The organism is Clostridium nitrophenolicum, assembly GCF_055391695.1.
In genome coordinates this window covers 533,433-558,737 of the sequence record NZ_AP042469.1, presented here as the reverse complement: position 1 = coordinate 558,737, position 25,305 = coordinate 533,433, and the positions used below count along the sequence as shown (strand labels likewise).

Annotated in this window: 23 protein-coding genes and 1 rRNA gene; 8 read left to right on the top strand and 16 right to left on the bottom strand. The window is 30.6% G+C overall.

Annotated features, from left to right (window positions below; genetic code table 11):
* Positions 1-4: 4 nt before the first annotated feature.
* Complete coding sequence (locus ACZ5N4_RS02565) at positions 5-1,171, bottom strand: galactokinase (RefSeq protein WP_464206899.1); 1,167 nt, start codon at positions 1,169-1,171, stop codon at positions 5-7.
* A 352-nt stretch (positions 1,172-1,523) separates the two neighbouring features.
* Entirely contained in the window at positions 1,524-2,825 is a 1,302-nt protein-coding gene (locus tag ACZ5N4_RS02560; protein WP_464206897.1) for an FMN-binding protein, read from the bottom strand.
* A gap of 442 nt (positions 2,826-3,267) precedes the next feature.
* Between ACZ5N4_RS02560 and ACZ5N4_RS02555 the strand changes: the two genes are divergently transcribed.
* Positions 3,268-3,954 carry a response regulator transcription factor gene (locus tag ACZ5N4_RS02555; RefSeq protein ID WP_464206895.1) on the top strand — a complete coding sequence of 229 codons (687 nt, stop codon included), beginning with the start codon at positions 3,268-3,270 and terminating at the stop codon, positions 3,952-3,954.
* A complete protein-coding gene (locus tag ACZ5N4_RS02550; protein WP_464206893.1) occupies positions 3,954-5,492 on the top strand; it encodes a sensor histidine kinase in 1,539 nt (512 codons plus the stop codon). The genes ACZ5N4_RS02555 and ACZ5N4_RS02550 overlap by 1 nt, the downstream gene beginning before the upstream one ends.
* Positions 5,493-5,570: 78 nt before the next feature.
* Here the strand turns inward: ACZ5N4_RS02550 and ACZ5N4_RS02545 are convergent, their stop codons facing one another.
* Positions 5,571-6,260: a helix-turn-helix domain-containing protein gene (locus ACZ5N4_RS02545; protein ID WP_464206891.1), complete on the bottom strand. Its 690-nt coding sequence runs from the start codon at positions 6,258-6,260 to the stop codon at positions 5,571-5,573.
* A gap of 94 nt (positions 6,261-6,354) precedes the next feature.
* Between ACZ5N4_RS02545 and ACZ5N4_RS02540 the strand changes: the two genes are divergently transcribed.
* From ACZ5N4_RS02540 to ACZ5N4_RS02530, 3 genes are all read left to right on the top strand, one after another.
* Positions 6,355-6,777 (top strand): DMT family transporter, encoded by a 423-nt coding sequence (locus ACZ5N4_RS02540; protein ID WP_464206889.1) that lies wholly within the window; start codon positions 6,355-6,357, stop codon positions 6,775-6,777.
* A 90-nt stretch (positions 6,778-6,867) separates the two neighbouring features.
* Entirely contained in the window at positions 6,868-7,332 is a 465-nt protein-coding gene (locus ACZ5N4_RS02535; RefSeq protein ID WP_464206887.1) for a DMT family transporter, read from the top strand.
* 90 nt (positions 7,333-7,422) lie between these two features.
* A complete protein-coding gene (locus ACZ5N4_RS02530) occupies positions 7,423-8,112 on the top strand; it encodes a YjjG family noncanonical pyrimidine nucleotidase (RefSeq protein ID WP_464206885.1) in 690 nt (229 codons plus the stop codon).
* Between the two features lie 122 nt (positions 8,113-8,234).
* Here the strand turns inward: ACZ5N4_RS02530 and ACZ5N4_RS02525 are convergent, their stop codons facing one another.
* The 8 genes from ACZ5N4_RS02525 to ACZ5N4_RS02490 all read right to left on the bottom strand — a co-directional run bounded on the left by ACZ5N4_RS02525 (position 8,235) and on the right by ACZ5N4_RS02490 (position 15,342).
* Positions 8,235-8,636 (bottom strand): EamA family transporter, encoded by a 402-nt coding sequence (locus tag ACZ5N4_RS02525; protein ID WP_464206883.1) that lies wholly within the window; start codon positions 8,634-8,636, stop codon positions 8,235-8,237.
* A gap of 296 nt (positions 8,637-8,932) precedes the next feature.
* Positions 8,933-9,715 carry a DeoR/GlpR family DNA-binding transcription regulator gene (locus tag ACZ5N4_RS02520; RefSeq protein WP_464206881.1) on the bottom strand — a complete coding sequence of 261 codons (783 nt, stop codon included), beginning with the start codon at positions 9,713-9,715 and terminating at the stop codon, positions 8,933-8,935.
* A gap of 105 nt (positions 9,716-9,820) precedes the next feature.
* Complete coding sequence (locus ACZ5N4_RS02515; RefSeq protein ID WP_464206879.1) at positions 9,821-10,633, bottom strand: alkaline phosphatase family protein; 813 nt, start codon at positions 10,631-10,633, stop codon at positions 9,821-9,823.
* Between the two features lie 13 nt (positions 10,634-10,646).
* Positions 10,647-11,672, bottom strand: a complete 1,026-nt coding sequence (locus tag ACZ5N4_RS02510) for an ABC transporter ATP-binding protein (RefSeq protein ID WP_464206877.1) — start codon at positions 11,670-11,672, stop codon at positions 10,647-10,649.
* Between the two features lie 12 nt (positions 11,673-11,684).
* Complete coding sequence (locus ACZ5N4_RS02505) at positions 11,685-12,476, bottom strand: ABC transporter permease (protein ID WP_464206875.1); 792 nt, start codon at positions 12,474-12,476, stop codon at positions 11,685-11,687.
* A 4-nt stretch (positions 12,477-12,480) separates the two neighbouring features.
* A complete protein-coding gene (locus ACZ5N4_RS02500) occupies positions 12,481-13,326 on the bottom strand; it encodes an ABC transporter permease (protein WP_464206873.1) in 846 nt (281 codons plus the stop codon).
* A gap of 77 nt (positions 13,327-13,403) precedes the next feature.
* Positions 13,404-14,498 (bottom strand): ABC transporter substrate-binding protein, encoded by a 1,095-nt coding sequence (locus ACZ5N4_RS02495; protein WP_464206871.1) that lies wholly within the window; start codon positions 14,496-14,498, stop codon positions 13,404-13,406.
* A 31-nt stretch (positions 14,499-14,529) separates the two neighbouring features.
* Complete coding sequence (locus ACZ5N4_RS02490; protein ID WP_464206869.1) at positions 14,530-15,342, bottom strand: histidinol-phosphatase HisJ family protein; 813 nt, start codon at positions 15,340-15,342, stop codon at positions 14,530-14,532.
* 391 nt (positions 15,343-15,733) lie between these two features.
* Between ACZ5N4_RS02490 and ACZ5N4_RS02485 the strand changes: the two genes are divergently transcribed.
* Complete coding sequence (locus tag ACZ5N4_RS02485) at positions 15,734-16,162, top strand: MarR family winged helix-turn-helix transcriptional regulator (protein ID WP_464206867.1); 429 nt, start codon at positions 15,734-15,736, stop codon at positions 16,160-16,162.
* Between the two features lie 75 nt (positions 16,163-16,237).
* On the opposite strand, the gene ACZ5N4_RS02480 is transcribed toward ACZ5N4_RS02485, so the two are convergent.
* The 3 genes from ACZ5N4_RS02480 to ACZ5N4_RS02470 all read right to left on the bottom strand — a co-directional run bounded on the left by ACZ5N4_RS02480 (position 16,238) and on the right by ACZ5N4_RS02470 (position 21,118).
* Positions 16,238-16,678, bottom strand: a complete 441-nt coding sequence (locus ACZ5N4_RS02480; RefSeq protein ID WP_464206865.1) for a MarR family winged helix-turn-helix transcriptional regulator — start codon at positions 16,676-16,678, stop codon at positions 16,238-16,240.
* Positions 16,679-16,785: 107 nt separating this feature from the next.
* Positions 16,786-18,036 (bottom strand): efflux RND transporter periplasmic adaptor subunit, encoded by a 1,251-nt coding sequence (locus tag ACZ5N4_RS02475; protein WP_464206864.1) that lies wholly within the window; start codon positions 18,034-18,036, stop codon positions 16,786-16,788.
* Positions 18,026-21,118, bottom strand: a complete 3,093-nt coding sequence (locus ACZ5N4_RS02470) for an efflux RND transporter permease subunit (protein ID WP_464206862.1) — start codon at positions 21,116-21,118, stop codon at positions 18,026-18,028. Before ACZ5N4_RS02470 ends, ACZ5N4_RS02475 begins: the two co-directional genes overlap by 11 nt.
* A gap of 273 nt (positions 21,119-21,391) precedes the next feature.
* Here ACZ5N4_RS02470 and ACZ5N4_RS02465 point away from each other — a divergent pair, with 273 nt between their 5' ends.
* Complete coding sequence (locus tag ACZ5N4_RS02465; RefSeq protein ID WP_464206860.1) at positions 21,392-22,336, top strand: glycoside hydrolase family 73 protein; 945 nt, start codon at positions 21,392-21,394, stop codon at positions 22,334-22,336.
* A 90-nt stretch (positions 22,337-22,426) separates the two neighbouring features.
* Here ACZ5N4_RS02465 and ACZ5N4_RS02460 read toward each other — a convergent pair whose 3' ends face one another.
* Complete coding sequence (locus tag ACZ5N4_RS02460; protein WP_464206858.1) at positions 22,427-23,584, bottom strand: CapA family protein; 1,158 nt, start codon at positions 23,582-23,584, stop codon at positions 22,427-22,429.
* A 479-nt stretch (positions 23,585-24,063) separates the two neighbouring features.
* Here ACZ5N4_RS02460 and pfkA point away from each other — a divergent pair, with 479 nt between their 5' ends.
* Positions 24,064-25,017: a 6-phosphofructokinase gene (pfkA, locus tag ACZ5N4_RS02455; RefSeq protein ID WP_464210789.1), complete on the top strand. Its 954-nt coding sequence runs from the start codon at positions 24,064-24,066 to the stop codon at positions 25,015-25,017.
* Positions 25,018-25,162: 145 nt separating this feature from the next.
* On the opposite strand, the gene rrf is transcribed toward pfkA, so the two are convergent.
* Positions 25,163-25,279 (bottom strand): 5S ribosomal RNA (gene rrf / locus ACZ5N4_RS02450).
* Between the last annotated feature and the right edge of the window lie 26 nt (positions 25,280-25,305).

Here is a 25,305-nt window from a genome sequence, read left to right as displayed (position 1 = left end):
TTTTTTAATTTAGTTTTCTTGCTCCATCTCCAATATTTACAACATAGAAGCTTGCTTCGTAACCTATTTTCTCAGCATAAGCTTCTCCAACATTTTTAATAAAATCATCTATATAGTCATTTTTAACTATGCTAACTGTACATCCTCCAAAACCAGCACCTGTCATACGTGAACCTATAACTCCCTTTTGATTCCAAGCAATCTCTACTAATGTATCTAACTCTACGCCTGTAACCTCATAATCATCTCTTAAGGAAACATGAGAAGCATTCATTAATAAACCGAAGGTTTCTATATCCTCTTTCTGTAAAGCCTTAACAGCTTTTATAGTCCTTTGGTTCTCGCATACTGCATGTTTTGCACGTTTTATATTTATACTATTCTTTATTAAATGCTTATGTTTATCAAATTCTTCTTCTGTTAGCTCTCCTAATGAATTTATTTCTAGTTTCTGCTGCAAGTCCTTTAAAGCTTCTTCACACTGACTTCTTCTTTCATTGTATTTTGAATCAGCCAGACCTCGAATTTTATTGGTATTAGCTATAACTATAGATGCATCCTTTAAATGAATTCCAGCATAAGTATAATTTAAATTGTTAGTATCTAGTAAAACTGCACAATTTTCTTTACCCATGCCTATAGCAAATTGATCCATTATTCCACAGTTTACTCCAATAAATTTATTCTCAGCAAGCTTGCTTAATTTAACCATTTCAATCATATCTAAATCAAACTTGTATAAATCCTTAAGTATTACTGAAGTAACTAATTCTATAGAAGCTGAAGATGACAATCCAGCCCCATTTGGGATATTGCCATAAAATAACATTTCAAAACCTTTATTTATACCAAAACCTTCTTGATTAAATGCCCAAACTACTCCTTTAGGATAGTTTGCCCAATCATGTTCCTTTTTCTTTACTAGTTCATCTATACTAAATTCTATTATTCCTATATCATCAAAGTTTTTTGAATATACACGAATTAGTTTGTCTTCTCTCATCCTTGCAACAGCATAAGTGCCAATAGTTAATGCACATGGGAAAACATGCCCACCATTGTAATCGGTATGTTCTCCTATAAGGTTTACTCTTCCCGGAGCAAAATATACTGCCGTTCCTACCGTATTACCAAAAATTTTCCCAAAATCAAATATTAATCTATCCTTCATTACACACATCCCCCAATTTTCATAGAAATATCTAAATTCAGTTTATCATTTTTTTACTAAACGTTCAATTGTTTTTTACTAAAATTTTACCAAGCAATTTATCAATATTTTCATAACAGTGGCTCCCTTTAGTGAAAAATAAAAAAACATGTGATACTTGTAACATTCCTCCTTTTAGTCGGAACACTGGGTAATTTTGCTTGTTTCCCTTCGGGCACTGGGTAACTTAAGATTTTCGCTTCCGCTCACAAGTTACCCGGAAAAGTTCATTTAGAACTTTTACCTAGCAAAATTACCCGTTAAAGTCCATTTAGGACTTTAACCTCCTTGTATCATATGTATTCTCTATTTACTACATCTTAGCTTTGCTAAGTGCATCCTCTACTGCTTGTTTAATTCCATTACTACTTCTAGTAGCTCCAGAAACTCCATCTACCTCTGTAGATTGAGCTTGAATTATTTCATTTGGTACTACAGTAAATGGTCGCTCTGCAAACCTTGGTGTTTCATTATCTGAAGCTATTTGAATATCTGCTATTTTACCATCTTTTATTGTCACTTCTACTTCAAGATTAGGTCTATATCCTTTACCAATACCAGTATAAACTCCGTCCTTATATTTTTGTTGTTGGTTATTTGTAGATGAACTATTTTTAGTTGCTGCACTATTGTTATTTGAGTTATTTACATTACTACTATTATCTATAGAATTATTATTTGAGTTATATGTGGTTTCATTATTATTTGTTTGTAAATCATTCACATTCTGACTTTGTGTATTTTGAGATATTGATGTATTAGTCATATTCTTACTTATAAAATTAGTTCCTGAATACAATGCAGTAAATCCTCCAATAGCAATACAAGTTGCTAGCATTGGACTAACATGCTCTCCGCATATTTCTGCTTTAGTATTTTTTCTCGGACATGCATCTATACATTTAAAACAATTTATACATTCTCCATTCTTTATCTTGTCATGCTTATACATTTGTATACCCATAGAACAGTTATTAGTACATAATCTGCAATTTCCGCACTTATCCTTTTTCTTTAAAATATCAAAAATTCTAATTTTAGATGCTACTGCAAAAACTGCTCCTAATGGACATAGGTATCTACAGAAAAATCTCTCTATAAACATTGCTCCTATTAGTATAAATACTAGAAAAATTAAGCCTATAGTGTATTGAGATATTGCATCACTAAACTGAGGTATTTGTGCAAAAGCATCCCATGGACTAGAAGTTTCAAACAATGTACTACCTTTAGTCCAAATAAAATAGACTATAAATAATAGTAAGATATATTTCAAGGATTTTAAAATTGAATCTAACTTTTCATTCACTTTAAACTTTATTTTAAATAACTTATTTGAGATTATATAAATAAAATCTTTAAAAGTTCCAAAAGCACATAACCACCCACAAAAAAATCTTCCAAGTATAATAGTAATAGGTATTATGGTAATTACCTCTACTGATTTAGGAATAACTTGATAAAAGTTAAATTTTCCTGATAGTACTGCTAAATATACATCTCTTATTTCACTAAATGCTAATATAAATGCTCCTGAAAAGAGTATTAATCCTAAAAGTTGTATAACACTTCTTATTATTTGAATTTTAGATATCTTCCTTTTTAAATTAGCCATCCTTATCCTCCCTGTATTTCTTAGATTACTACAAAAATTGTTAATTCTTGTTATACTTTTTTATTAAATTATTAGTTAACATAAATAAAATCTTTAATTATAGTAACTTGTTCAGCATTTCTTTTAAACCACAGCATAATTTCCCTACAATTACTTATCCACATTCTTTATCCACATTAAAAATTATATAAGACTTATCTTAATTTAAACTGAGAGTTACCTTAAAGAATTCTGAGAAGAATGTTAACAAATTTAAAATTTAAATTTAAAGGTTTAAAATCTATCGAATCAAAAAATAAATATATTTATTTTTAAAAGCTTTGAATGTAAAAGTTCTTATTGATTTTCAACATCTCTTTATGTTTTAATTGTTTATAATTAAAACAAGTAAAATAAATCAATATATCGCAGTATATAATAGATATAAAAAGGAGATAGTTTTATGACCTCATTAATTGAGAAACAAATTAATATTCTTATTGTTGATGATGAAGAAAGTATAGTTGAATTTATTAAAATGGGATTAGAAGCAGAAGGATTTACTGTGCATACTGCATTCGATGGAAATGAAGCTATTTCTCTTGCAAGAGAATTAAATCCACACATAGTTATACTAGATATTATGCTGCCAGGAATTAACGGTTATGAGGTGTGCTCTGAGCTAAAAAGATCTATAAAGACATCAATTATTATGCTTACAGCCAGAGATAATATAGATGATCGTGTAAAGGGCTTAAACTTAGGTGCAGATGATTATATGGTAAAACCCTTTAGTTTCAAGGAATTATTAGCTCGAATCAATGCTAGATTACGTAATAGTTTTCCAGGCCTAACTACCATTATCAATGTCGGAGATTTTAATATAGATGACGGCGCCCATGAGATCTCTTTTCAAGGAAAACATTTGGAGCTTACCCCTACAGAATATAATCTACTTAAATACTTGCTAATTAATAATGGATTAGTTTTAAGCAAGTCTATAATTCTCGAAAAAGTTTGGGGCTTCGATTTTAATGGTGAAGTTAATATTGTTGAAGTATATATAAGATATCTACGCGATAAAATTGGAGATAAAGATCATAATATTATCCGCACTGTACGTGGCGTTGGCTATAAGGTGGTAGTATAATGAAAAAACAAAGCTTACCGAACACTAGGAGTCTGCAGTGGAAGCTATTATCTCGATTCTTTTTAATATTAATGCTTTTATTAGTAATAATGGAAACATACCAATATGTGACTTTGAAACAGTATTTATACAATAGTAAGGAGCAGGTATTAGACGCTCGCTTTCATAATGTTGAAATACCTAACTTGCAACAAATACAAACACCAGAAGCTGTTGTGAAAAATGCGCCTGACATCATAGAAAAGATGATTGATGTTAATATGAGTGTAGCAGTTATAGATAGGCATGGAAATCGTATAGCAGGCACTACTAAAGTGGAAAATTTGAAAAGACATGGTGGTGTCGGAGCTCATGAAAATACAGGCGAAATTGGAGTTCCTGCTCCTCTTCCTATTCCTCTCCCTATCCCTCAGTTATCTCAAAATGATTATATGAAACTACTTCATCAACATGGAACTTTAGAGGGATATAGATTGGTTAGAGATGAAAATAAAAATCTGCAAATAGTTGCTTGGCGTAAAATTGGAGACCTTAATTCACCCTCGGGCTTAATTCAAATTAGTATTTCAGCAAAACCTGTACAAGACATACTTTTCCGTCAAATATATATATTTATTGGAGCTTCGATTTTAGTATTAATTGTAGGTATTATTGTTGGCGGAACTGTTTTTAAGTACACCCTAAAGCCGCTGCATAATGTCACTAATACGGTTGCTAAGATTGATGTGGAACAATTAAATATGCGGTTACCTTTAGAAACTGGCCAACTAGAAATTGATAGATTGTCAACAGCCTTTAATACCATGCTTGAACGAATAGAAACTTCTTTTGAGAAAGAACAATATATTAAAGAAAAAATGAGGCAATTTATTTCTGATGCTTCTCATGAATTAAGAACACCTCTTACTTCAATTCATGGCTTTGTAGAAGTCTTGCTACGTGGTGCTGCCAAAAACGAAAAGCAGTTAAACTTAGCATTAAATAGCATTTTGATAGAGAGTGACCGTCTCACTAAATTAGTTAATGATTTATTATTTTTAGTTAAATTAGAAGAGAAAGCTCCTGTTGAAATGGATGTAGAAGATATTAAAAATATTATTGAAGAAGTTTATCCTCAACTTCAAATACTTGCGTCTGATAGAAAGATTGATTTACAGTTAGAAAATAATTTATTAGTCAATGCTAATAGGAACCAGATAAAACAAGTGATTTTTAACTTGGTGCAAAATGCTGTACATCATACTGATGAAAAAAATGGAGTCATTACCATTAGTACAAATTCTATAAAAATTGATTCAGATAACTTTGCAGTTCTAAAGATAAAAGATAACGGAACAGGTATCCCTAAAGAACACCTAAATGAAATATTTGATAGATTTTTCAGAAGCGAAGCTCACAGGTCTCGTAAGCATGGAGGTTATGGATTAGGCCTTTCCATAGTTAAATCTATAATAGATGCTCATAACGGGAGAATTGAAGTAAATAGCGAATTGGGGAAAGGTGCAGCCTTTACCGTATACTTAACTCAAATAAGTTAATATAGACTTATAATATAAAAAAGCATGTGATACTTATATAACATTTTGTTATAAATCACATGCTTTGTCATATTTTTACTACAGGGATTTTATATATACGTTTTTAGATAACTCTCGAAGTCTATCCTCATCTAATATATATATTGTTTTATCCTCACATTTTATAATTGCTTTTGATTCAAGCTCTTTAAAGGTTCTATTCAAGTGCCTATAGGTTGTTCCTAAGAATTGAGCTATTTCTAAGAATGATGAATTTAAAACTATATAGTTTTTATCTGTTATATGCTCAACTAAATAGCTAGATAATCTATTTACAAGTGGATATACGAAGTTGTACGAACTATTATTAATAGTCGCATAAAGTTTTTCGCTTAAAGAGTCTATTAAATGATGTAAAAACTTTATATTATTTAAATATTTTTTTCTAAGTATATCTGAAGGTAATGCTATCAAATAACTATCTTCTACAGCATCAATGTTGCAAAGTATAGGAATGTTCTTTAAAAGCTCTAAGTCTCCTATAGTATTAAAGTCTCTATAGAACTTTAAAAGCATTGATTTACCGTTTTCAAAAAGATAAGAAATTTTGATTTTCCCATCCACAAGCAAATAGTAGTATTCAAGATTAGACTCCGCTTCCAATATATATTCCTCTTTTTCATAAAAATGAAGTTGTGCATGCCTTAATATATCTTTATCAAGTATGTTTTCTATATTATGCTTAACAATATAATGGTTTAAAAGATTATTGTCTGAAATTTTCTTCATAAATCCTCCTTCACATGACATATGTCATGTGCAAACTTATATAAATATTATATTTTATTTATATAGCATTGTAAATCATAGGAGGAATTAATATATGTATAAAAATTCAGCTCTCATAAATGGTGTTATACTTGCCATAATGGTTTTTTTTAACGGGATGCTAGCCAGTATAACAGGGCCTTATATGAGCACGTTAATATATCACACACTAGGACTATTATTGATTATATTTATATCAATAATAAAGAAAAATAGGCTTTCAAATTTAAAAGAAGTACCGCTTATATTTTTACTGCCAGGTATACTAAGTGTTATAACTATACTTTTAAATAATATATCCATACCTAAAATAGGTGTAACACTTGCTGTAGGAGTGGGGCTATTGGGACAACTAGTAATGTCTAGCTTTGTAGATCATTTTGGATTGTTTGGGATGCCAGCTAATAAGATAAAGAAAGAAAAAATATTAGGGCTTTCAATAGTTTCACTTGGAATAATATTCATGATTACTATGTAAGAAGGTTAAAGCCCTAAATGGGCTTTAACGGGTAGGCTAGTCCATAGGAATCGCCTAGTCTACCTATTTTTCCGAATGGAGGGAGAAAAAATGTTGTATATATTCTTATCATTTCTAACTGGAATAACGATAGTTATAAATATGATGTTAAATGGAAAGCTTGCTCAAAGGGAAGGTATGATAAATGGAGTTTTTATAAACTATTTAATGGCTACCATATCTTCTATTATGCTGTGTGCTATTATGATGAAGTCTATGCCATCTTATTCGGCTATAGGGGCTGTTCCCCTACCGTATTTTTTAGGAGGTCTTATAGGAGTTTTAACAACTTATTTGTTTAACATTATAGTTCCTAAAGTACCAGCAGTATATGTAGTTATACTACGCTTTATAGGTCAAATGCTTACAAGTGCGATTATAGATTATATATACTTAGATATTTTTTCTAAAGGCAAGGTAATCGGAGGGGTATTATTCCTTATAGGACTTATAATAAATGCAAAAGTTGATAATAAATATGCACAAGAAAATCTTAAATTAAGTGAGAATGTTTAAGAGCGTTAAATTACTCAGCAGTCCAAGGCTTTTTTATAAAAAAGTATGTATGCTATAATTATAAAAGCTAACTATATGGAGGGAATTATTATGAAATACGAGATTATAATATTTGATGCAGATGATACTTTATTTGATTTTAAGAAATCTGAAAGAGATGCTTTTAAAAATGCTATGCTTGAATTTGATATAGAATATGACGAAAATCATCATTTGAAAATATATCAGGGCATAAATACAGCTATATGGAAAGAATTTGAGGAGGGACTTATTACTCAGGAAAAATTAAAGGTTGAAAGATTTAAAAGATTATCAGATAGCTTAAATGCTGGCTTTGCTGAGGTTGAATTTGCAAAATCATATATGAAGCATTTAGCTAATGCATCCTTTCTATATGATGATAGTATAGACCTTGTAGAAAGTCTTCATAAAGATTATAGACTTACTATAGTTACTAATGGTCTTAAGGATGTTCAGGATAAGAGAATAAGAAAATCTATTATAGCAAAATACTTTGAAGATATAGTAGTATCTGAAGAGGTTGAGGTGTCAAAGCCAGATCCTAAAATATTTAAACTCACTTTAAACAATATAAAGCATACTGACAAGAGCAAAGTGTTGATAGTAGGAGATAGCTTAACCTCTGATATACAAGGCGGAATAAATTCTGGTATAGATACCTGCTGGTTTAACCCTAATAAAATTGTAAATAAAACAGGGATAAAACCTACCTATGAGATTTCTAATTTGATGGAGCTTAAGGATATACTTGAAAAATAGATATAGATTAAGGAAGAATTATAGTAGAACAAAGCATGTGGACTATAACCTTTTGTTATAAAGCCTACATGCTTTTCTTATTTCACGACATGTTACAAACTCTTTGAAATCAAGGACTCTAGTCATTTTTTCATTATAATTAACCCGATAATACTTACAATTATTCCTATTACATTGGTAAAAGATAGCTGTTGTTTAAAAACACATACACCAAAAAATATTAATACAATAGTTGTAACAACATTTGCAAAAAGTGGTGCAATATTTATACTCCAACCACTTCTATATACTAATAAAAATCCTATTTCTAAAACAAAAATAGCAACTCCTAGAGCATAACTGGCCCAATTTAACTCTTTAAATGAATCTATTATATTTTTATTTGGAAAAAATATAATGGCAATAAAAGAAAGACTCAATGCTATTGTATACGTAACAATCATTGATGTGAAAGGATTTACACTTTCTTTTATAGACTTTTGACATATATTGTACAATACACTAGCAAAAACTACTAATATCATAGAAAAGTAATAAATTTTTCTCATTCCTTTCTGAATAAAAACATTTCTTAATGGTCTTTTAATTATTTTTATCCGATGACTACCCGCTCTAATACTCCCATCGCACTCTGTGAAAGCGATTCACACAAAATCAGAGATTTTGGTTCTCTGCTTTTCTTCAAAGTAGGAGTAAAGAGCGGCTACGTCCCTGGATTCGTTCAACTAAGAATCAGATGGAGGTAAAATGCCTAAATGGCATTTTACGGGCAGAACTGCCCAGTGGTCGCAGACAAACTCCATCTGATTCAAGTTTCACTTCATGCTTTAATCCAGTTGATTTCGTATTCATTTAAACCATTATTCCATTCATTAGGGGCTTCTACATCAGAAACTATTACATCAACATCCTCAATATCTGATATTTTATAAAAATTTCTTACTCCTATTTTAGAATGGTCCGCAACTATAATAACTTCCTTAGCGTTTTCCATTATTTTTTTTGATAAATTTGCTTCATTTACATCATAGCCAGTTAGTCCATTTTGCAGACTTACTCCTCCAACTCCAATAAACGCCTTATCTACATAAAAGTTATTTAAAAGATTTTCACTTACAGGCCCATAACATGATAATTGATCCGCATTTATTTCTCCACCGAGAAAAATTATCTTACCATCAAAAATTCCTTTATTTTTTAAGTCAATCATTATATTTAGTCCTGCTACTGTATTAAGTAAAACCGTTATATTTTTCTTATTTTTTATATGATAAAGTATTTCACAAGTTGTAGTTCCCGCATCTATAGCTATTACGTCGTTATCATTTATTAAACTTGCTGCTTTATTCCCTATTCTTTGTTTTTCTTCTCTATATACATCTTTTTTTTGAATATGAGAAGGTTCATGTTTATCAAATGAGATTTTTATTGCCCCGCCATGTGTTCTTTTTAATTTATATTCAGCCTCTAAAGCATCTAAATCTCTTCTGATAGTTTCTGTAGTAACTCTAAACTTTTTTGCAAGCTGAGTAACGGATACTTTTCCGTAATTGTCTAATTCATACAATATAAGATTTTTTCTTTCATCTAAAAAAACTGTCAAGTTAATCACCTTTATCCAATATTTTTAAATTTGTTTTTTTTACATCTACATTATAACCGAATACATTTCCTATGACTATCACTCTTTTTTCAGTTGTTCCTAATACTATCTTAGTCCTATAAACTTTTCCTTTAACATTTTTTCACTAGGATCTACCCCTAGAATTCTACATATCGTTGGAGCAATTATTAATTGATTAACCTTAGAGCAATCAGCACCAACAAATTGTTCTCCGATAGTCCACATAGGAACGTGCCTTTCATCATCTTCTATTCCTCCATGAGTATAATCTTTGTTCATGCCATGATCAGCTGTAACAATAATATGATATCCTTCACTCATCCATATAGGAATATGATTTGATAGAACAGTATCAACTTCTATTGCTTTTTTCCTATATTCTTTAGAATCACTAGAATATAAGTGTCCAGCTAAATCAATATTCATAGGATGTATTAACAAAAAGTTTGGATCATAAGTTTTTCTTATATATTCAGCATCTAAAAATAAGTGACTGTCTGGATAAGTATCATCAAAGTAAAACATACCATTTTGAATATTCTTTGTTGGATCATCTTGAATTCTATCTTCAATATAATCAAATGGAGATTTATTATAAAGCTCACTTACCCAGTGATATGCAGCTGCTCCGGTTTTCAACCCTGACTTTTTGGCTATACTAAATATACTCTCCTCTTTAGACATTCTATTTATATTATTGTTAGTAATACCATGCTCTATAGGGTTTGTCCCAGTTAATATCGTCTCATATAAAGGCCTTGACATACTTGGAAGAGCAGACACCACCTTATAAAATTGAGCTTTGTTCATTTCTACAAGATGATTCATAAATCCCATTCTAGATTTACCTGTCTCATAATTTAATCCGTCTAGTACTACCAGTATTACCTTATTCATTGTAACCTCCTATTTATGCTGAAAGAAAAATACATTGTTTCTTAGGTACAAAAATATTTACTTTATCTCCTAGTCTTATATCTTCAATACCTTTAATATCATTATTAATAGCATCTATATTCATAATAAGGTTATCTTTTCTAGCTTCATATCTTATTATATTCCCTATTACTGAGACATCCGTTACTTCACAGCCTTTTAATTTATATTCTACTTCGCTTCCAAGTTCTTCTTTTGTTATCTGTATCACTTCAGGTCTTATTGCAACTTCTTTCGTATTTATTCTAATCTTAAAATGTTGTTCAAATTCATTTTTATTAAGTACGTTATAAGTTCCTATAAATCTTGCCACAAATGAAGTTTTAGGATTATTGTAGATTTCTTTAGGCGTACCACTTTGTTCAATAATTCCATTATTCATTACATACACTTCATCAGAAATAATCATTGCTTCTTCTTGATCATGTGTTACAAATACACTTGTTATATCCAACTCTCTTTGTATTTTTTTAATTTGCATTTGTAAATTCTTTCTTATCTTTCTATCTAATGCACTAAGTGGCTCATCGAATAATAATATTTTAGGTTCTAATATTATAGAACGTGCTAAAGCAACACGCTGCTGCTGTCCGCCTGATAGTTCATGTGGGTATGAATACATTTTATTTTCTAACTCTACTAAGCTTAAAGCTTCCTTAACTTTTTTATCTATATCATTTTTGTTCATTTTTCTTAATTTTAAGCCAAAAGATATGTTATCATAAACATTCATATTAGGGAAAAGAACGTATTGTTGAAATACCATTCCTACATCTCTTTTTCTTGGTTCCATGTTTGTTATATCTACTCCATCAACCATGATAGATCCACAATCTATACTCTCTAGCCCCGCAATGCTTTTAAGAAGCGTGCTTTTACCACTTCCACTTGGTCCTAATAATGTGATTAATTTTCCTTTTTCAATACTTAGTGAAGTTTTCTTTAATACCTTTAAATCTCCAAAACTCTTTTCAACATCCTTTATAACTAAATAACTCATTTTATTCCACTCCTATTTTTGTACTTTTTTCATTTCCACACTTTTACTTAAATTTAATGCAATATAAGAAATTATCAATACAATTGTAAAATATGTTGTAACCAGTGCACTTGAAGTATGCCCTGATTCCCTAAGCATTTTATATAACATTATTTGTATTGTTTCATAACGTCCGCCAATAAGAAGATTTACTAATGCAAATTCGCCAAACAATGTTGAAAAGGATAATAAAACCGAAACCTTTATTCCTGGTAAAATATTTGCCACAACTACTTTTGTAAATGCTTGTATCTTTGTTGCTCCTAATAGCTCGCAGGCTTCAACTAATTGTTTAACATTTATATTTCTTAAACTATTTCTAATTCCCTGATACATAAATGGAAGTATAAATACTGAATAAGCAAATATAAGGAGCCATACCGAATTACCAAGAGTATTGGAATATAATTTTATTAAAGCAATTGAAATTACTACTCCTGGAATTACATACGGTAGTAATACAATAGTTTGTAATATCTTTTCATACTTTGGTAAATACACTGTTATTACAAAAAGTGCTAACAATATAGCAATCAAGCTTATTATTATTGGAACTATAGAGACAAACAACGAACGCCCCATAGCATACCAGAATCTTGTATCAGAAAATAAACTTTTATACCAGTTTAAAGTATATGATGGAGGTATTACTGTTTTATACCATTCAGTTGCAATAGAATATACAAAGGTTGCTATTATAGGAGTTACAAGATAGATTATGAGTAGTCCTATTATTACATAATGCAACCAACTTTTCTTTTTCATAATGTTATCCTCTCCTAATGTATTTACTCATTTTTTCATTTATCATCATGGCACTTATTGTAGTTATTCCAAGTATTACTGCTAGTGCTCCAGCAAGCTCAGGGTTAGGCATCATATCACCAACTACTAAGGAACCGATTCTTATAGTTAGCAAATTATAATTCCTTCCTACTAATGCATATGCAGTTGAATAAGCACCCATAGCATTTGCAAATAAAATACTTAAAGTTCCAACCAAACTTGGTAATAGTACCGGTATGCCGATTCTAGCCCAGAATTGAGATGAATTTGCGCCTAATAACATTGCTGATTGTTTCCACTCTTTTTTTATACCCAAAAATGATGGGTATAAAAGCATTATAGCTAAAGGTATTTGAAAATAGATATAGATTATGACAAGCCCGATCCATGAATATATATTAAAACTACTTAATGCATTTAATCCTAAATGCTTAAATAATAGAATAAACATACCTGTGTTTCCAAGAAGTATAATATATCCAAAAGCTAAAGGAACTCCTGAATAATTTGAAGTCATATTTAAAATCGTAATAATGCGATTTTGTCCTTTTTCACTTAACTTGGAAATAGAATAAGCACATATTAAAGCAATCATAAGTCCAATAAAACTAGAGATTAAGGATATTTGAATACTGTTAACTATTCCTTTTAAATAAAACTTATTTGTAAGTGCAGTTTTATAGTTTTCTAAAGTAAAGCTGCCACTGCTAGTTTTAAAACTGTCTAAAATCATCATAATACTTGGTAATAACAAAAATAATAAAGTTACTACTGCAAAAGGCACTAAGGATTGTACTATAAACAATAATGATTTTTTATTTTTATACATTTAATTACCTCTTTCTGATAGAGTAAATATGGTTTAGGTAATAAAAGATTAAATCTTTTATTACCTATGTAAGTTAACTATTTTATATTAACTAAAACTTGCTCTTGCCATAATTGTGGAAGTTCTTTAACTGTTTTGTTCCATGCACTATAATCTACTGATTTAACATTTTTATATTGATCATTAGGTAATAACTTAGCTTTTACGTCATCTGGAAGTTTAACATCTTCTCTTACAGGTCTAGCATATCCTTTTGCTAAGTTAATTTGTCCTTCATCACTGAAAATATATTCACGAGTTAACTTTGCAGCATTAGGATGTGGAGCATATTTATTTATTATAGTTGTATATCCTGTACGAATACTTCCTTCTTGTGGAATACATACATCAAATCTCTTTGCATCAATCTTATCTCTGTAACCTAATCCATTAAAATCCCATACTAGAGTAACTTGGACTTCTCCTTTTTCAACACTTGCTAAATCATTTTTATTAATAACTAATCTTCCCTGCTTAGCAAGTTTTGCAAAGAAATCAAGACCTGGTTGAATATTATTTTCATCTCCGCCAAAAGCTCTAGCAGCTGCTAAAACAGACATTTGCGATTGATTACCACCAGCAACGTCATCAATAGTTACTTTATAATCTCCATTTAAAATATCCTGGAAAGACTTTGGAGGATTCTTAACTAGGTCTTTATTTGTCAAAATAGCCATTGTTCCTGTATAGGCTACCATCCAGTTACCATCCTTGTCTTTTGCCCAGTCAGGTACACTGTTCCAGTGTGAAGTCTTATATGGTTGTGCTACCCCTTTTTCAACTGCTATAGGAGCAAAGGCCGCACCCATGTCACCAATATCAGCTGTAGCGTTGTTCTTTTCAGCGTCAAATTTTGCAATCTCTTCAGCACTTGATAAATCTGTATCTGAATGATTAAGTGAATACTTTACCTTTAAATCATTCCATGTATCCTTCCAGTCTGCCCAGCTATCTGGCATACCAACACTAACAACTTGTCCTTCTTTCTTTGCTAAGTTAGTTAGTTCTTCAACACTAATATTTTGTTCTGTTGGTTGCTTTGCGCTTTCTTGTACTTTTGACCCACATCCAACCATTGAAGTAGCTATAATAGTTGATGCAAATAATACCGTTAAAACTTTTTTAATATTCATTAAAAGACCCTCCTAAAATATATAATTAAATTTATATTTTTATAAAGCTTGGTTTTCTGTTCTTAAATGTTGTAACTTCTTTAAACCCAATTTCTTTAAGTTCTTTTATTGCTTTATCAAAATCTGCACAGAAGTCCTTTGCAACATGTGCATCTGAGCCTACTGTAATAATTCTCCCCCCAAGCTCATAATATCTTTTTAGTATTTGCCTGTTAGGATGCATAGAGTTAAGTTTATATCTTAATCCTGAGGTGTTAAGTTCAATTCCTTTTCCCTTGCTTATTATTATTGTCAATATCTCATCTATGATATCTTTATAATCTTCATACCTTAATACTTTGTTTTTAAAATTACCATATCTAACTACAAAATCTAAATGTCCATATACATCGCAGTTATCAAAATTCTCAACAGTTTTCTTTAGATTTTCGAAATATATTTTATATCCTTCCTGCTGACTGTTTTCTCTAAATAAATCACCTTTATCAAGTTCTACTCCTTCAAAAGCATGCATTGAACATATTACGAAATCAAAGGGATATGCATTTAACAATTTATTATATTTATCATTTAAATGCGGTAAGTGGGGTTGATACCCGATTTCAATTCCCATTAAAATATTAATTTTTTTATAGTAATCTCTAAGACTTTCAATTTTTTTTATGTATTCTTCAAAGTTTATTTCAAATAATATTTTATTGCTTGGGTAATCAAAATCTACATGATCTGTAAATATTACTTCTTTTAAGCCTAGTTCTATTGCTCTGCTTACAAGTTCCTTCGCTGGCGTATTACAGTCACCTGAGAATTCTGTATGCACATGGTAGTCAGGAATAATGTCCATCATTTACCTCCTCTTAAGATTCATTGTCTAATTGTATTATAAAAACTATTTGTTAAATCAAGATTATGTAAATGTTACTTTGTGTTTGTTTTGTGTTAACTTGTTTGTTTTAATGTTGTTTTCCAGATAAATATCAACACTAAAACAACATGATTTTACTAGAAAAATAGTCTCTTTTAATTGTTTTAAAAGAATACAATGTTGAGATAAAATTGTAATAAAATAAAGAAAGCATGTATCACTTATAACATTTTTATTATAAGCTACATGCTTTTTCTGCTATATGAGTCTATAATCATATAAAGATATTGGAAAATAATTTGACTTTTTATCCACTTCATTATATTATTCAAAGTAAATAATACTATGTACCCAAAAGGGGGAAATACCTATGACGAATAAAGATGATTACGTTTCTCGTGCACAAAATGCATTATGGAATACTACTATAAAAATTGCTGATAGCCTTAGGGATCTATCAGAGTTCGGTGTAACTGAAGCTCAATTTCATGTATTAGAATTACTTTATAGAAAAGGAGCATGCAAGGTTACATATTTAGCTGAAATAATGGGAGTTAAACCAAGTGCTATTACTACAATGATTGATAGATTAGCTAACAACGGATTAGTATATCGCCGCCATGATGATAATGATCGAAGAGCTGTACTGGTAGCTATAACTAATGAAGGGCAAGAATTAATAGATAGATTTGATAAAAAGTGTCGTGAAACATTAAGAAAATATCTAACTCATTTAGAACCTAATGAGCTAGAATTTTTAGCTTCCATTTATGAAAAACTAGGCAATATTGATATATAAGATTATAGATAAATAGTTGTAAAATAAATGTTGCACTAATTTATTACTTTACAGCTATTAAAAAAATGTATACTCTTACTCAAGTTGCCTGAATATGCTTTCTATAGTTTCTATTAAGTTTAGCAATTTTGCTAACTCTTCTCTTGGCAGCGATATTAACTTATGGCTCAAATTTTCTTTAAACATTTCTAATAAGCTTCTAAGATACTCTTTACCTTTTTCAGTAAGATCAATGTTTATTATTCGTCTATCCTCTTTGCTATAAACTCTATACACAAGGTCTTTCTTCACTAACTTATCTATAATAATTGTCATCTGAGGTTTAGAAACAGAAATCTTCTTACATATTTCCGAAATAGATAAGATTCCTTCATCACCAAGAATTCCTAACACAACTAATTGATTTATAGGTAATATTTCATTAGCTTGCATATCAAGTCTTATAATTTTTTTAGTCATTATTGGAATAAAAGTAAGCAGTTTCTCAGCTAACATATCCACAGAGTCCTTACACATATGCTTTCCTCCTATAGTTTTAATTTAAAATGCGTTGGTTCTTCAAAAATAGGACCAACGCATTTTATTAAGAAAACATCATGTTGTTATTTTGATAGTCGAAAAGTTTACTTAACTACGTTAATCTTATCTCCATTACTTAATAGATTCTGTCCTTCGGTAATTACATCTATACCTTCTTTTATATTTCCAGTTATTTCTGTAACCTTGTTATTAGAGATACCAATGTCAATAGATACTTTTTTAACCTTTCCATTATCAGCTACATAAAGATAATTTACATTGTTCTCCATTTTAATTGCTTCATTTGGAACAGTTAAGATGTTATCCTTACTTTCGGCTGGCAAAGACACTTTAGCAAACATACCAGCTTTTAACTCGCCATTTGAGTTATCAATTTTTACTTTTACAAGATAAGAGTTGTCTTTAGAATTAGAATTTGGGCTAATTTTATCTATTACTCCAGATACTTTTTTATCTTCTAATGCATTTATACTTACTTGTACTGATTGCCCAATTTGAATCTTTCCAATAATTTTATCTGGTACATTTATGTCTGCTATAAAGCTACTTGAATCAATTATGGTAACTGACCCAGATTGACCACTAGCAAGTTGGCCTACTTTAACATCCTTAGCAGATACTACCCCAGAAATAGGTGAGGTAATGGTAGCATTATTTAATTGAACTTGTGCAGCATTTACTCCTGCCTGTGCCTGAGATACCTGAGCTGCTGCAGCTTTTGTAGACTGAGGTCCTATTTTTTCTTGTAGAAGATTTAAATTTTCCTCAGCAGTATTTAAATCTACAGAAGCTGAATCATATTGCGTTTTCATATCATCTAACTCTTTTTTAGATATAGCTCCTGCTGCGTATAGTTTTTGAAGCTTTTCATAGTTATCTTTTATGTTACTATATTGAATTCTTGTTTTACTTACTGCTTGCTCAGCTTGAGATATTTGTTGTGCCAATCCCGAATCACTTGTTCTCTCTAGGTTAGCCTTTGATGCATCTACGGCTGCTTGTTGAGCCTGCAGCTGTGCATGTAACTCTGCCGTGTCCAGCGTAAATAATATTTGTCCTGCTGTAACCTTATCTCCAATATCTACATTTACGCTAGCGACCTTTCCACCTAATTTAGGGAAAACCTGTATCTCTTGTACAGGGTTTAATTTACTTGCATATTCCACCTCAGTGGATATTGAACCTACAGCTACCTTCTGCACTTTTACATTTTTAATCTCTTGTTTTCCTTCTACTTTTTTACCTCTGCCAAAAATAGAAGCGCAGGCAACAACAATGAGCACTAAAACTATACCTACTACTAAGTTCTTTTTATTTAAAACATTAAACTTCATACTGCTCGACCCCCTTGGCATTTCCTTTTTTTCTTTTTATCTTAAACACAGATTTAGTTAAATCATCCATTAAGGTATAAACTACTGGTAATACTATAGGTGAAAGTACAGTTGATGCTATCATACCTCCAATTATTACTATAGCCATACTTTTCTTCATTTCACTTCCCTCTCCCATAGATAACGCAGCGGGAAGCATTGAAACTATCATCGTTGCACTTGTCATTATTATAGGTCTTAATCTAGTAGTACCAGATTCAATAAGTGCATCTTTTAAATTCATACCTTTCTTCATTAGAGTATTTGTATAGTCTATTAATAAAGTCCCATTTTTAGATGACAATCCTTCAAGCATTATTAAACCGATCATTGACATTAAATTTAAAGTTTGTCCAGTTAGCGCTAGTAAACCAAATGCACCTATTATGGCACAAGGTAGTGATATCATTCTTATAGCTGGAGTTAAGAAGGATTCATAAAGTACTACTAGTATCATATAAACAAGAATTAATGAACCTGCTAGAGCTAGGACAAGAGACCTAAAGGATTCTGCCATATCCTTTTGAGTTCCACCGTAGTTTATGCTATATCCTTCAGGCAATGAAAATGACTTTAGTTTAGCCTGAATGTCATTAGTAACCTCTCCAAGAACCCTGCCTTGTAAGTTTGCTTGAATAGTAACTACATCCTGCTTATCTTCTCTAAGTAGTGACGGCTGACTATCTGCCTTTAAAACTGATGCAACCTGGCTTAAGGCTATTTGTTGTCCAGATTGATTCATAATTTTTACAGATTTAATATCCTCAGCATTTTTTATTTGTCCATCCATAAACTTAACTGTTATATCATTTTCTTCATTATTTGATCTATATACTCCTGCTTGAGTACCTGCCAGTGCAGTTCTAATAGAACTTCCTATATCTGCTGTAGAAACACCATATTCTGCAGCAGCAAGACTATCTATATTTACTCTTAGCTCGCTACTTTTTATACTAGAAGAATTGCTTATATCAATGACCCCAGGAACTGTTTTTACTATTTTTTCAACTTCCTTTGACAAAGCTTCTAAGGTATCTTGATTATCTCCCTTTATACTAATAGAAACCGGTTTGCTGCTTCCACCACCAGATTGGGATTCTGTTACAGTAAAGTCTGTTCCAGTCATTTTCTTACCAAAATCACGAACTTGAGTTGCTAGTTTACTTTGACTCTTTTTACGCTCATTTTTCGGAACTAAGTTAACATAAATCTGAGCATTAGCTTTATCTTTGCTGCCTTGTCCACTTTGTCCAATCATTGAAAAATAATTCTTTACTTCTTTGGTTTCATGTAAATACTTTTCTACCTCAGTAACTTTCTCATTCGTTTGCTTTAAAGTTGATCCAGGAGCAAGTGACATCTGAATAGTGAAAGTGCTCTGATCGGCTGTAGGTATAAACTCAGATTTTAATAATCCCATAGGGATAAGGGCAACACTGAGTACAATGCATATAATAACATAAGATAAAACTCTTCCTCTATGCTCTAGGGACCATATAAGAGCCTTTCTATACTTTTCTAAAAGTTTACTAAAAAATCCATTCTTTTTATTTTTAGTTTCTTTCTCTTTATTTTCATTTTTTAGTATACGCGATGAAAGCATTGGTGTAATTGTGAAAGACACTAAAAGGGAAAATAACGTAGCTACAACTATTGTCAATCCAAATTCTTTAAATAATTGTCCTATCATACCAGACATAAGAGAAATGGGAGCAAACACAACTATATCACAAAGACTTATTGCTATTGCTGCCATTCCTACTTCTCTACGACCTTCAATAGCTGCAGTTATAGGATTTTTTCCTAAACCTAAGTGTCTTTGTATACTTTCTATTACAACTATAGAATCGTCTACTAGTGTACCTACAACCAAGGATAGCCCCATTAAAGACATCATATTTAATGTAAAATTAAACTTATACATCATGAAGAATGTGGCTATAAGTGATGTAGGTATAGCAACTAAAACAACTATAGAAGAACGGAAACTACGGAAGAATAGATAAAGCACAATTGCGGTAGTTATAATTCCCTCTATGAGGTTATGCTTTACTTGAGTCAATGAAGCATTAATAAAAGTAGTAGTGTCAAATGCAATATCTATCTTAATTCCACTAGGAATAGTTTTCTTAATTGATTCTAACTCCTTTTTCACACTATTTGCTACTTCTACTACATTAGCATCACTTTGCTTTCCAACAATAAGCGCCATGGTTTTCTTACCACTAAATCTTGTTAGCGAAGTAGCCTCTGGAGCTTCTAAATTTATTTTAGCAATTTCATCAAGTCGCACAGTTCCACCATTAGCTGTAGGAACCAACATATTTTTTACATCATCTATTTTACGAAATTGTCCAATAACTCTAACAGATTGATCCATCTTATCCTGCTTAATTTCACCAGCAGGTACATTTATGTTAACTGAGTTTAATTTGCCGATTATAGTGTTAGTACTTATGCCATAATACTCCATAGCAGTTTTATCAAGCTTTATTATTAACTGTTTTTTATCAGCACCCATCAAGTCAATTTTTCCTACACCCGGTATCTTTTCTAATTTTTGTTTTAAGATATCAGATTCATTGTAAAGTTCATCGTAATTAACATCGCCATTTAGAGCTATCCCTAGTATTGGAACAGCATTTGTATCCATCTTAAATATAACAGGCTTGTCCGCAGCTTTAGGAAGTCTTCCACTAGCATTTTCGATAGCCTTCTGCACATCTAAGTATGCGGTGTTTAGATTAGCCTTCATTTTAAAAGTTATTGTTACAGTACCATATCCTTCTTTTGCATTGGAATTAATTGTATCTACACCACTTATTCCCGATACTGCATCTTCAATAGGTTTTATAATATCTTTTTTAATATCTTCAGCACTAGCACCACTATATGTTGTCATTACTGATACAACAGGGATATTCATAGAAGGCAATAAATCTGCTCCCATGCTTTTATATCCTATAATACCAAGCCCAATTAGTAAGACTACTACGATCCACATTGCAGCTGGTCTTTTTACTGATATTTCGGTTATATTCATTTTTATCCTCCTCACAGTAGCATTTATTCACAACTAAATATTTAACATATATTAAATATTAATATATGTTAAATTATAGTATCATCCCATATAGAAATCAATAGTGTTTTTAGTAAATAATACTAACCTCCTTTTTATTATTTCTAAAAATTAAAGCTGAAAGAAAAAAATATTTGATGTATAATTAAAATTGAAAAATATTTAGTTATATAAATGATTACTAAAAATAATAAATGGAGTATCTCCTAACTTAGGAGATGAACAGAAGAAAAAATGATTAATTTAAAGAAAAAGATTACAATTACAATAGTTTTATTACTTAGCTTATCTATTCTCCTAGGAACTTTTATGCATCTTACATCAAAAAACAAACACATTAATTTAAGCGGATTAAATACAAAATTTTATATACAAGCTGCTGATAACGCAAGCAAAGGAAAACTTCAAGTTAATTGGAAGTACCTAGCAGCTATTGATGGAGTTAGGTATAAGAATGATTTCTCCAAGGCAACTAACAGCAATACAAATGAATTAGCTGCTATGTTTTTAGAAAAAAATAGTACAAGCAATAAGGTTAGAAATAGTAACTATAGATTAGTTGATCTAGATGTAGTATTGGAGAAATTATCTTTTGATAAAAAACAAAAAGAAAGGGTATATACCTATATAGAAGATTTAAAATACACAGGAACTCTGAAGAACAATTTGAAGAATGTTTCCATGCAGCAATTTATCCAAGAGCTATATCCTGAGGCTGCTGAGATATACAATAAGTATGGTGTCCTTCCTTCTGTAACAATTGCCCAAGCTATTTTAGAAAGTGGATGGGGAAAATCAGAATTAAGCACAAAAGCAAATAATTTGTTTGGAATAAAGGCAGATATTAGTTGGAAGGGGAAAAAAATTAAAATGAATACCTCAGAGTATTATAATCAAAAGATTGTAGATGAATTTCGGGTATATAATAATAAACAGGAATCCATAAAGGATTATGGAGAGTTCTTAAAAAATAATAAAAGATATAAACAAAGTGGAGTTTTTCAAGCCACACATTATATAGATCAGGCAAATGCTATAGAGAAAGCCGGATACAGCACTGTAGAAAATAGCAAAGGACAACAAATTTATTCGGAGCTAGTAATTGATATTATTCAGGAACAGAATCTTCAGCTTTTAGATTTTCAGTGTGAAATGAATTATAATAAGAATAGTCAATAAAGTTATAATAAGAGAAGCATGTGGTACTTTTGTAAGAACCTCATGCTTCTCTTATCTTGTTGCTTATAAATATTATACTGTTGTATACCTTTAGTTAAATGAATCTGTTATCTTAAATCCTAAATCAGTGGATATATTATTAATTTTCTTCAATACCCTTTCTTTCTCATCCCCATTTAGAGGCGTTGGACAATAATCATTAGTATATTCTACCGAAGAAACACTAAAAGGAATAACTCTTACATCACACTTTACAAGTTTGTTATCATCAAAAGAAAATTTGGCTTGAAGCACGAAGGTATCTTTATCCGAAGGATTAGAATTTCCTCCAAAACAAAAATTGCCTAGGCTATAACATATAATTTTACCCTTATATTTTTCTAATCCTTGAACTACATGTGGATGGTGGCCAATTATCAAATCTGCTCCTTGATCGACAGCATAATGAGCAATACTTTTTTGAATGGAATTAGGATAATATCTGCCTTCTTCCCCCCAATGGAAATTAATCACTACAATACACCCTTGATCTTTCAATTCTTCTATATCCTGTTTTAATTTATTCATAAACCTATCACTATTATTCCAGCCTTGGTAACCTAAAAATCCAAACTTAACTCCTTTTACTTCCTTTATCCACTTATTACCTTCACCAAAATAGTTAATATTATACTGCTTAAGTGTTTCTATAGTATCATTGAAACCCTTATCTAAAAAATCATATATATGATTATTAGATATATTTACTCCTTCAATAGATCCCAAATTTAAAGCTTTTGCAAACTCTGGCTGAGCTTTAAAGGTAAATGTTTTGTCAGCTCTAGTTTTGGCATTAGTAAAAGTGGTTTCTAAATTTACTATAGTTATATCATCTTTTTCGAAAATTGGAACAGCATTCTTAAATAAATATGAATAATCATTATTATGTCTTCTAACCATAGTTGGAAGGGATGTATCCACATCAAATCTTGGATCAGTTCCAATAGTACAATCTCCAGCACTGCTTAATAGAATCTCTATATTGGAAGCAGATTCTTTAGCATTTTTATTTTTATTATCGTCTTCATTGCTTATCTTCTTAGTTTCCTGTACTTTAGAATTAGCATAGTCTGTTTTTGTTGTATCTCTCATGAAGTTCATAAACTTAATTGTACTAAAAGCCACTATGATAGTTGAGAATAAGCATACTGTAGCTATAAAGATTACGTTTTTTTTCTTTTTTGATTTAATCTTTTTTCTTTTATCCATATTTTCACCTACCCTTACATGTTTTAAGTTATCTGAACTTAGCTATTAAATTCCTTGCTTACAAGATATAAATTTAAAGTTAATTATTTCTTATATTCATTATATCAGATATAATTTTACCTAACATCTACCAATTCTAATTTATGTATTAGTCTTTTAATAAGACTAAATCTATAAAATTTCATAGATTTGATTTAAAACTAAATTAGAATTGGTTCGATACGGTTAATTCTTACTAATATATTAAATTGTGCTTCTAATATAATGAATTTCTTAATAAGTAACTATTATATCAATTAATTTTTAGGAATTTTCAAAATTAATATACAAAACACTCAATTTATAAATTATAATAGTCATATATTGTATATAAATTCAGTTAGAAAATTATAAAAGGTAGCAAAATATATTTTCTAAAAAATAGAAAATATTTATTTTTAACATAGCATAACTATTTATATAAGGAGTGTTTAATATTGATGAGAGTAGGAGTTTTAACAAGTGGAGGAGATGCTCCAGGAATGAATTCAGCTATAAGAGCAGTAGTAAAAGCATCAAATTATAATAATCTGGATGTGATTGGAATAAGGCACGGATATCAAGGATTAATTAATAGTGATATATGTAAATTAACTTCTTCTGATGTAGAAAGCATCGCTGATAAAGGAGGAACAATCCTAAAAACTGCTAGATGCTTAGAATTTATGGAGGAAAAAGGAATAAAAAAAGCCCTAGAAACATTAAAAAAACTTAATATAGATGCTTTAGTTGTAATAGGTGGCGAAGGCTCATTTAAAGGGGCAGATCAGTTACATAAATTAGGTATTAAAGTTATAGGTATACCTGGAACTATAGATAACGACTTAACATATACAGATTATTCTATAGGCTTTGATACCACTTTAAACACGGTTTTAGAGTGTATTGGTAAAATAAAGGATACAGATGCTTCACATGACAAAACTACTATTGTTGAGGTTATGGGGAGATATTGTGGCGATTTAGCATTATATTCGGCATTAGCAGGTGGAGGAGAAATAATATCAACTCCAGAAAAAAAATTAGATTTTGCTGCTATCTGTTCAAAATTAAGTTTGAGAATGAATAACGGAAAAAATGATAATTTGGTTATAGTAACAGAGAGAATGTATGATTTGCAAGAGCTTCAAAACTATATTGAAGAAAACTTAAGAATAAGTGTGAGAACCACAGTTCTGGGCTTTATACAAAGAGGTGGAAATCCTTCAGCGTTCGATAGGGTACTGGCAAGTAAACTAGGAGTCAAGGCAGTAGAGTTATTGATTAACGGTTATTCCGGACGAGCTGTTGGAATCGAAGAAAATAAAATAGTAGATATAGAACTTGAAAATGTGAATGCTGCAAATATTGACAAACAAAATACTTATGATTTGTTAGATATACTTCTATATTAGTTTTGCAAATCATAGAGTTCTATTATAGATTATGCCTATATTTGTATAGAAACAAATATAGGCATAATATTTTTTACTTAAGTATGTTACGTAATTCTTCATGCAAATAAAAAACACCAAGCATACGCTTAGTGTTTCTATTATTACCTGGCGACGACCTACTCTTCCACAGGGTCTCCCCTGCAGTACCATCGGCACTGTGAAGCTTAACCTTCGTGTTCGGAATGGGAACGGGTGTTACCTTCACGTCATTACCACCAGATGCTGATTTGTCAAAATCTTTGATTT

Excerpts from the sequence above, each read along its gene's own strand:
- ACZ5N4_RS02535 (WP_464206887.1), top strand. The coding sequence starts at position 6,868 with ATGTTGTATATATTCTTATCATTTCTAACTGGAATAACGATAGTTATA.
- ACZ5N4_RS02465 (WP_464206860.1), top strand. The coding sequence starts at position 21,392 with ATGATTAATTTAAAGAAAAAGATTACAATTACAATAGTTTTATTACTT.
- ACZ5N4_RS02555 (WP_464206895.1), top strand. The coding sequence starts at position 3,268 with ATGACCTCATTAATTGAGAAACAAATTAATATTCTTATTGTTGATGAT.
- ACZ5N4_RS02500 (WP_464206873.1), bottom strand. The coding sequence starts at position 13,326 with ATGTATAAAAATAAAAAATCATTATTGTTTATAGTACAATCCTTAGTG.
- ACZ5N4_RS02510 (WP_464206877.1), bottom strand. The coding sequence starts at position 11,672 with ATGAGTTATTTAGTTATAAAGGATGTTGAAAAGAGTTTTGGAGATTTA.
- ACZ5N4_RS02550 (WP_464206893.1), top strand. The coding sequence starts at position 3,954 with ATGAAAAAACAAAGCTTACCGAACACTAGGAGTCTGCAGTGGAAGCTA.
- ACZ5N4_RS02475 (WP_464206864.1), bottom strand. The coding sequence starts at position 18,036 with ATGAAGTTTAATGTTTTAAATAAAAAGAACTTAGTAGTAGGTATAGTT.
- ACZ5N4_RS02565 (WP_464206899.1), bottom strand. The coding sequence starts at position 1,171 with ATGAAGGATAGATTAATATTTGATTTTGGGAAAATTTTTGGTAATACG.
- pfkA (WP_464210789.1), top strand. The coding sequence starts at position 24,064 with ATGAGAGTAGGAGTTTTAACAAGTGGAGGAGATGCTCCAGGAATGAAT.
- ACZ5N4_RS02460 (WP_464206858.1), bottom strand. The coding sequence starts at position 23,584 with ATGGATAAAAGAAAAAAGATTAAATCAAAAAAGAAAAAAAACGTAATC.
- ACZ5N4_RS02545 (WP_464206891.1), bottom strand. The coding sequence starts at position 6,260 with ATGAAGAAAATTTCAGACAATAATCTTTTAAACCATTATATTGTTAAG.
- ACZ5N4_RS02490 (WP_464206869.1), bottom strand. The coding sequence starts at position 15,342 with ATGGACATTATTCCTGACTACCATGTGCATACAGAATTCTCAGGTGAC.
- ACZ5N4_RS02515 (WP_464206879.1), bottom strand. The coding sequence starts at position 10,633 with ATGAATAAGGTAATACTGGTAGTACTAGACGGATTAAATTATGAGACA.
- ACZ5N4_RS02525 (WP_464206883.1), bottom strand. The coding sequence starts at position 8,636 with ATGATATTAGTAGTTTTTGCTAGTGTATTGTACAATATATGTCAAAAG.
- ACZ5N4_RS02505 (WP_464206875.1), bottom strand. The coding sequence starts at position 12,476 with ATGAAAAAGAAAAGTTGGTTGCATTATGTAATAATAGGACTACTCATA.
- ACZ5N4_RS02530 (WP_464206885.1), top strand. The coding sequence starts at position 7,423 with ATGAAATACGAGATTATAATATTTGATGCAGATGATACTTTATTTGAT.
- ACZ5N4_RS02470 (WP_464206862.1), bottom strand. The coding sequence starts at position 21,118 with ATGAATATAACCGAAATATCAGTAAAAAGACCAGCTGCAATGTGGATC.
- ACZ5N4_RS02480 (WP_464206865.1), bottom strand. The coding sequence starts at position 16,678 with ATGTGTAAGGACTCTGTGGATATGTTAGCTGAGAAACTGCTTACTTTT.
- ACZ5N4_RS02540 (WP_464206889.1), top strand. The coding sequence starts at position 6,355 with ATGTATAAAAATTCAGCTCTCATAAATGGTGTTATACTTGCCATAATG.
- ACZ5N4_RS02560 (WP_464206897.1), bottom strand. The coding sequence starts at position 2,825 with ATGGCTAATTTAAAAAGGAAGATATCTAAAATTCAAATAATAAGAAGT.
- ACZ5N4_RS02485 (WP_464206867.1), top strand. The coding sequence starts at position 15,734 with ATGACGAATAAAGATGATTACGTTTCTCGTGCACAAAATGCATTATGG.
- ACZ5N4_RS02495 (WP_464206871.1), bottom strand. The coding sequence starts at position 14,498 with ATGAATATTAAAAAAGTTTTAACGGTATTATTTGCATCAACTATTATA.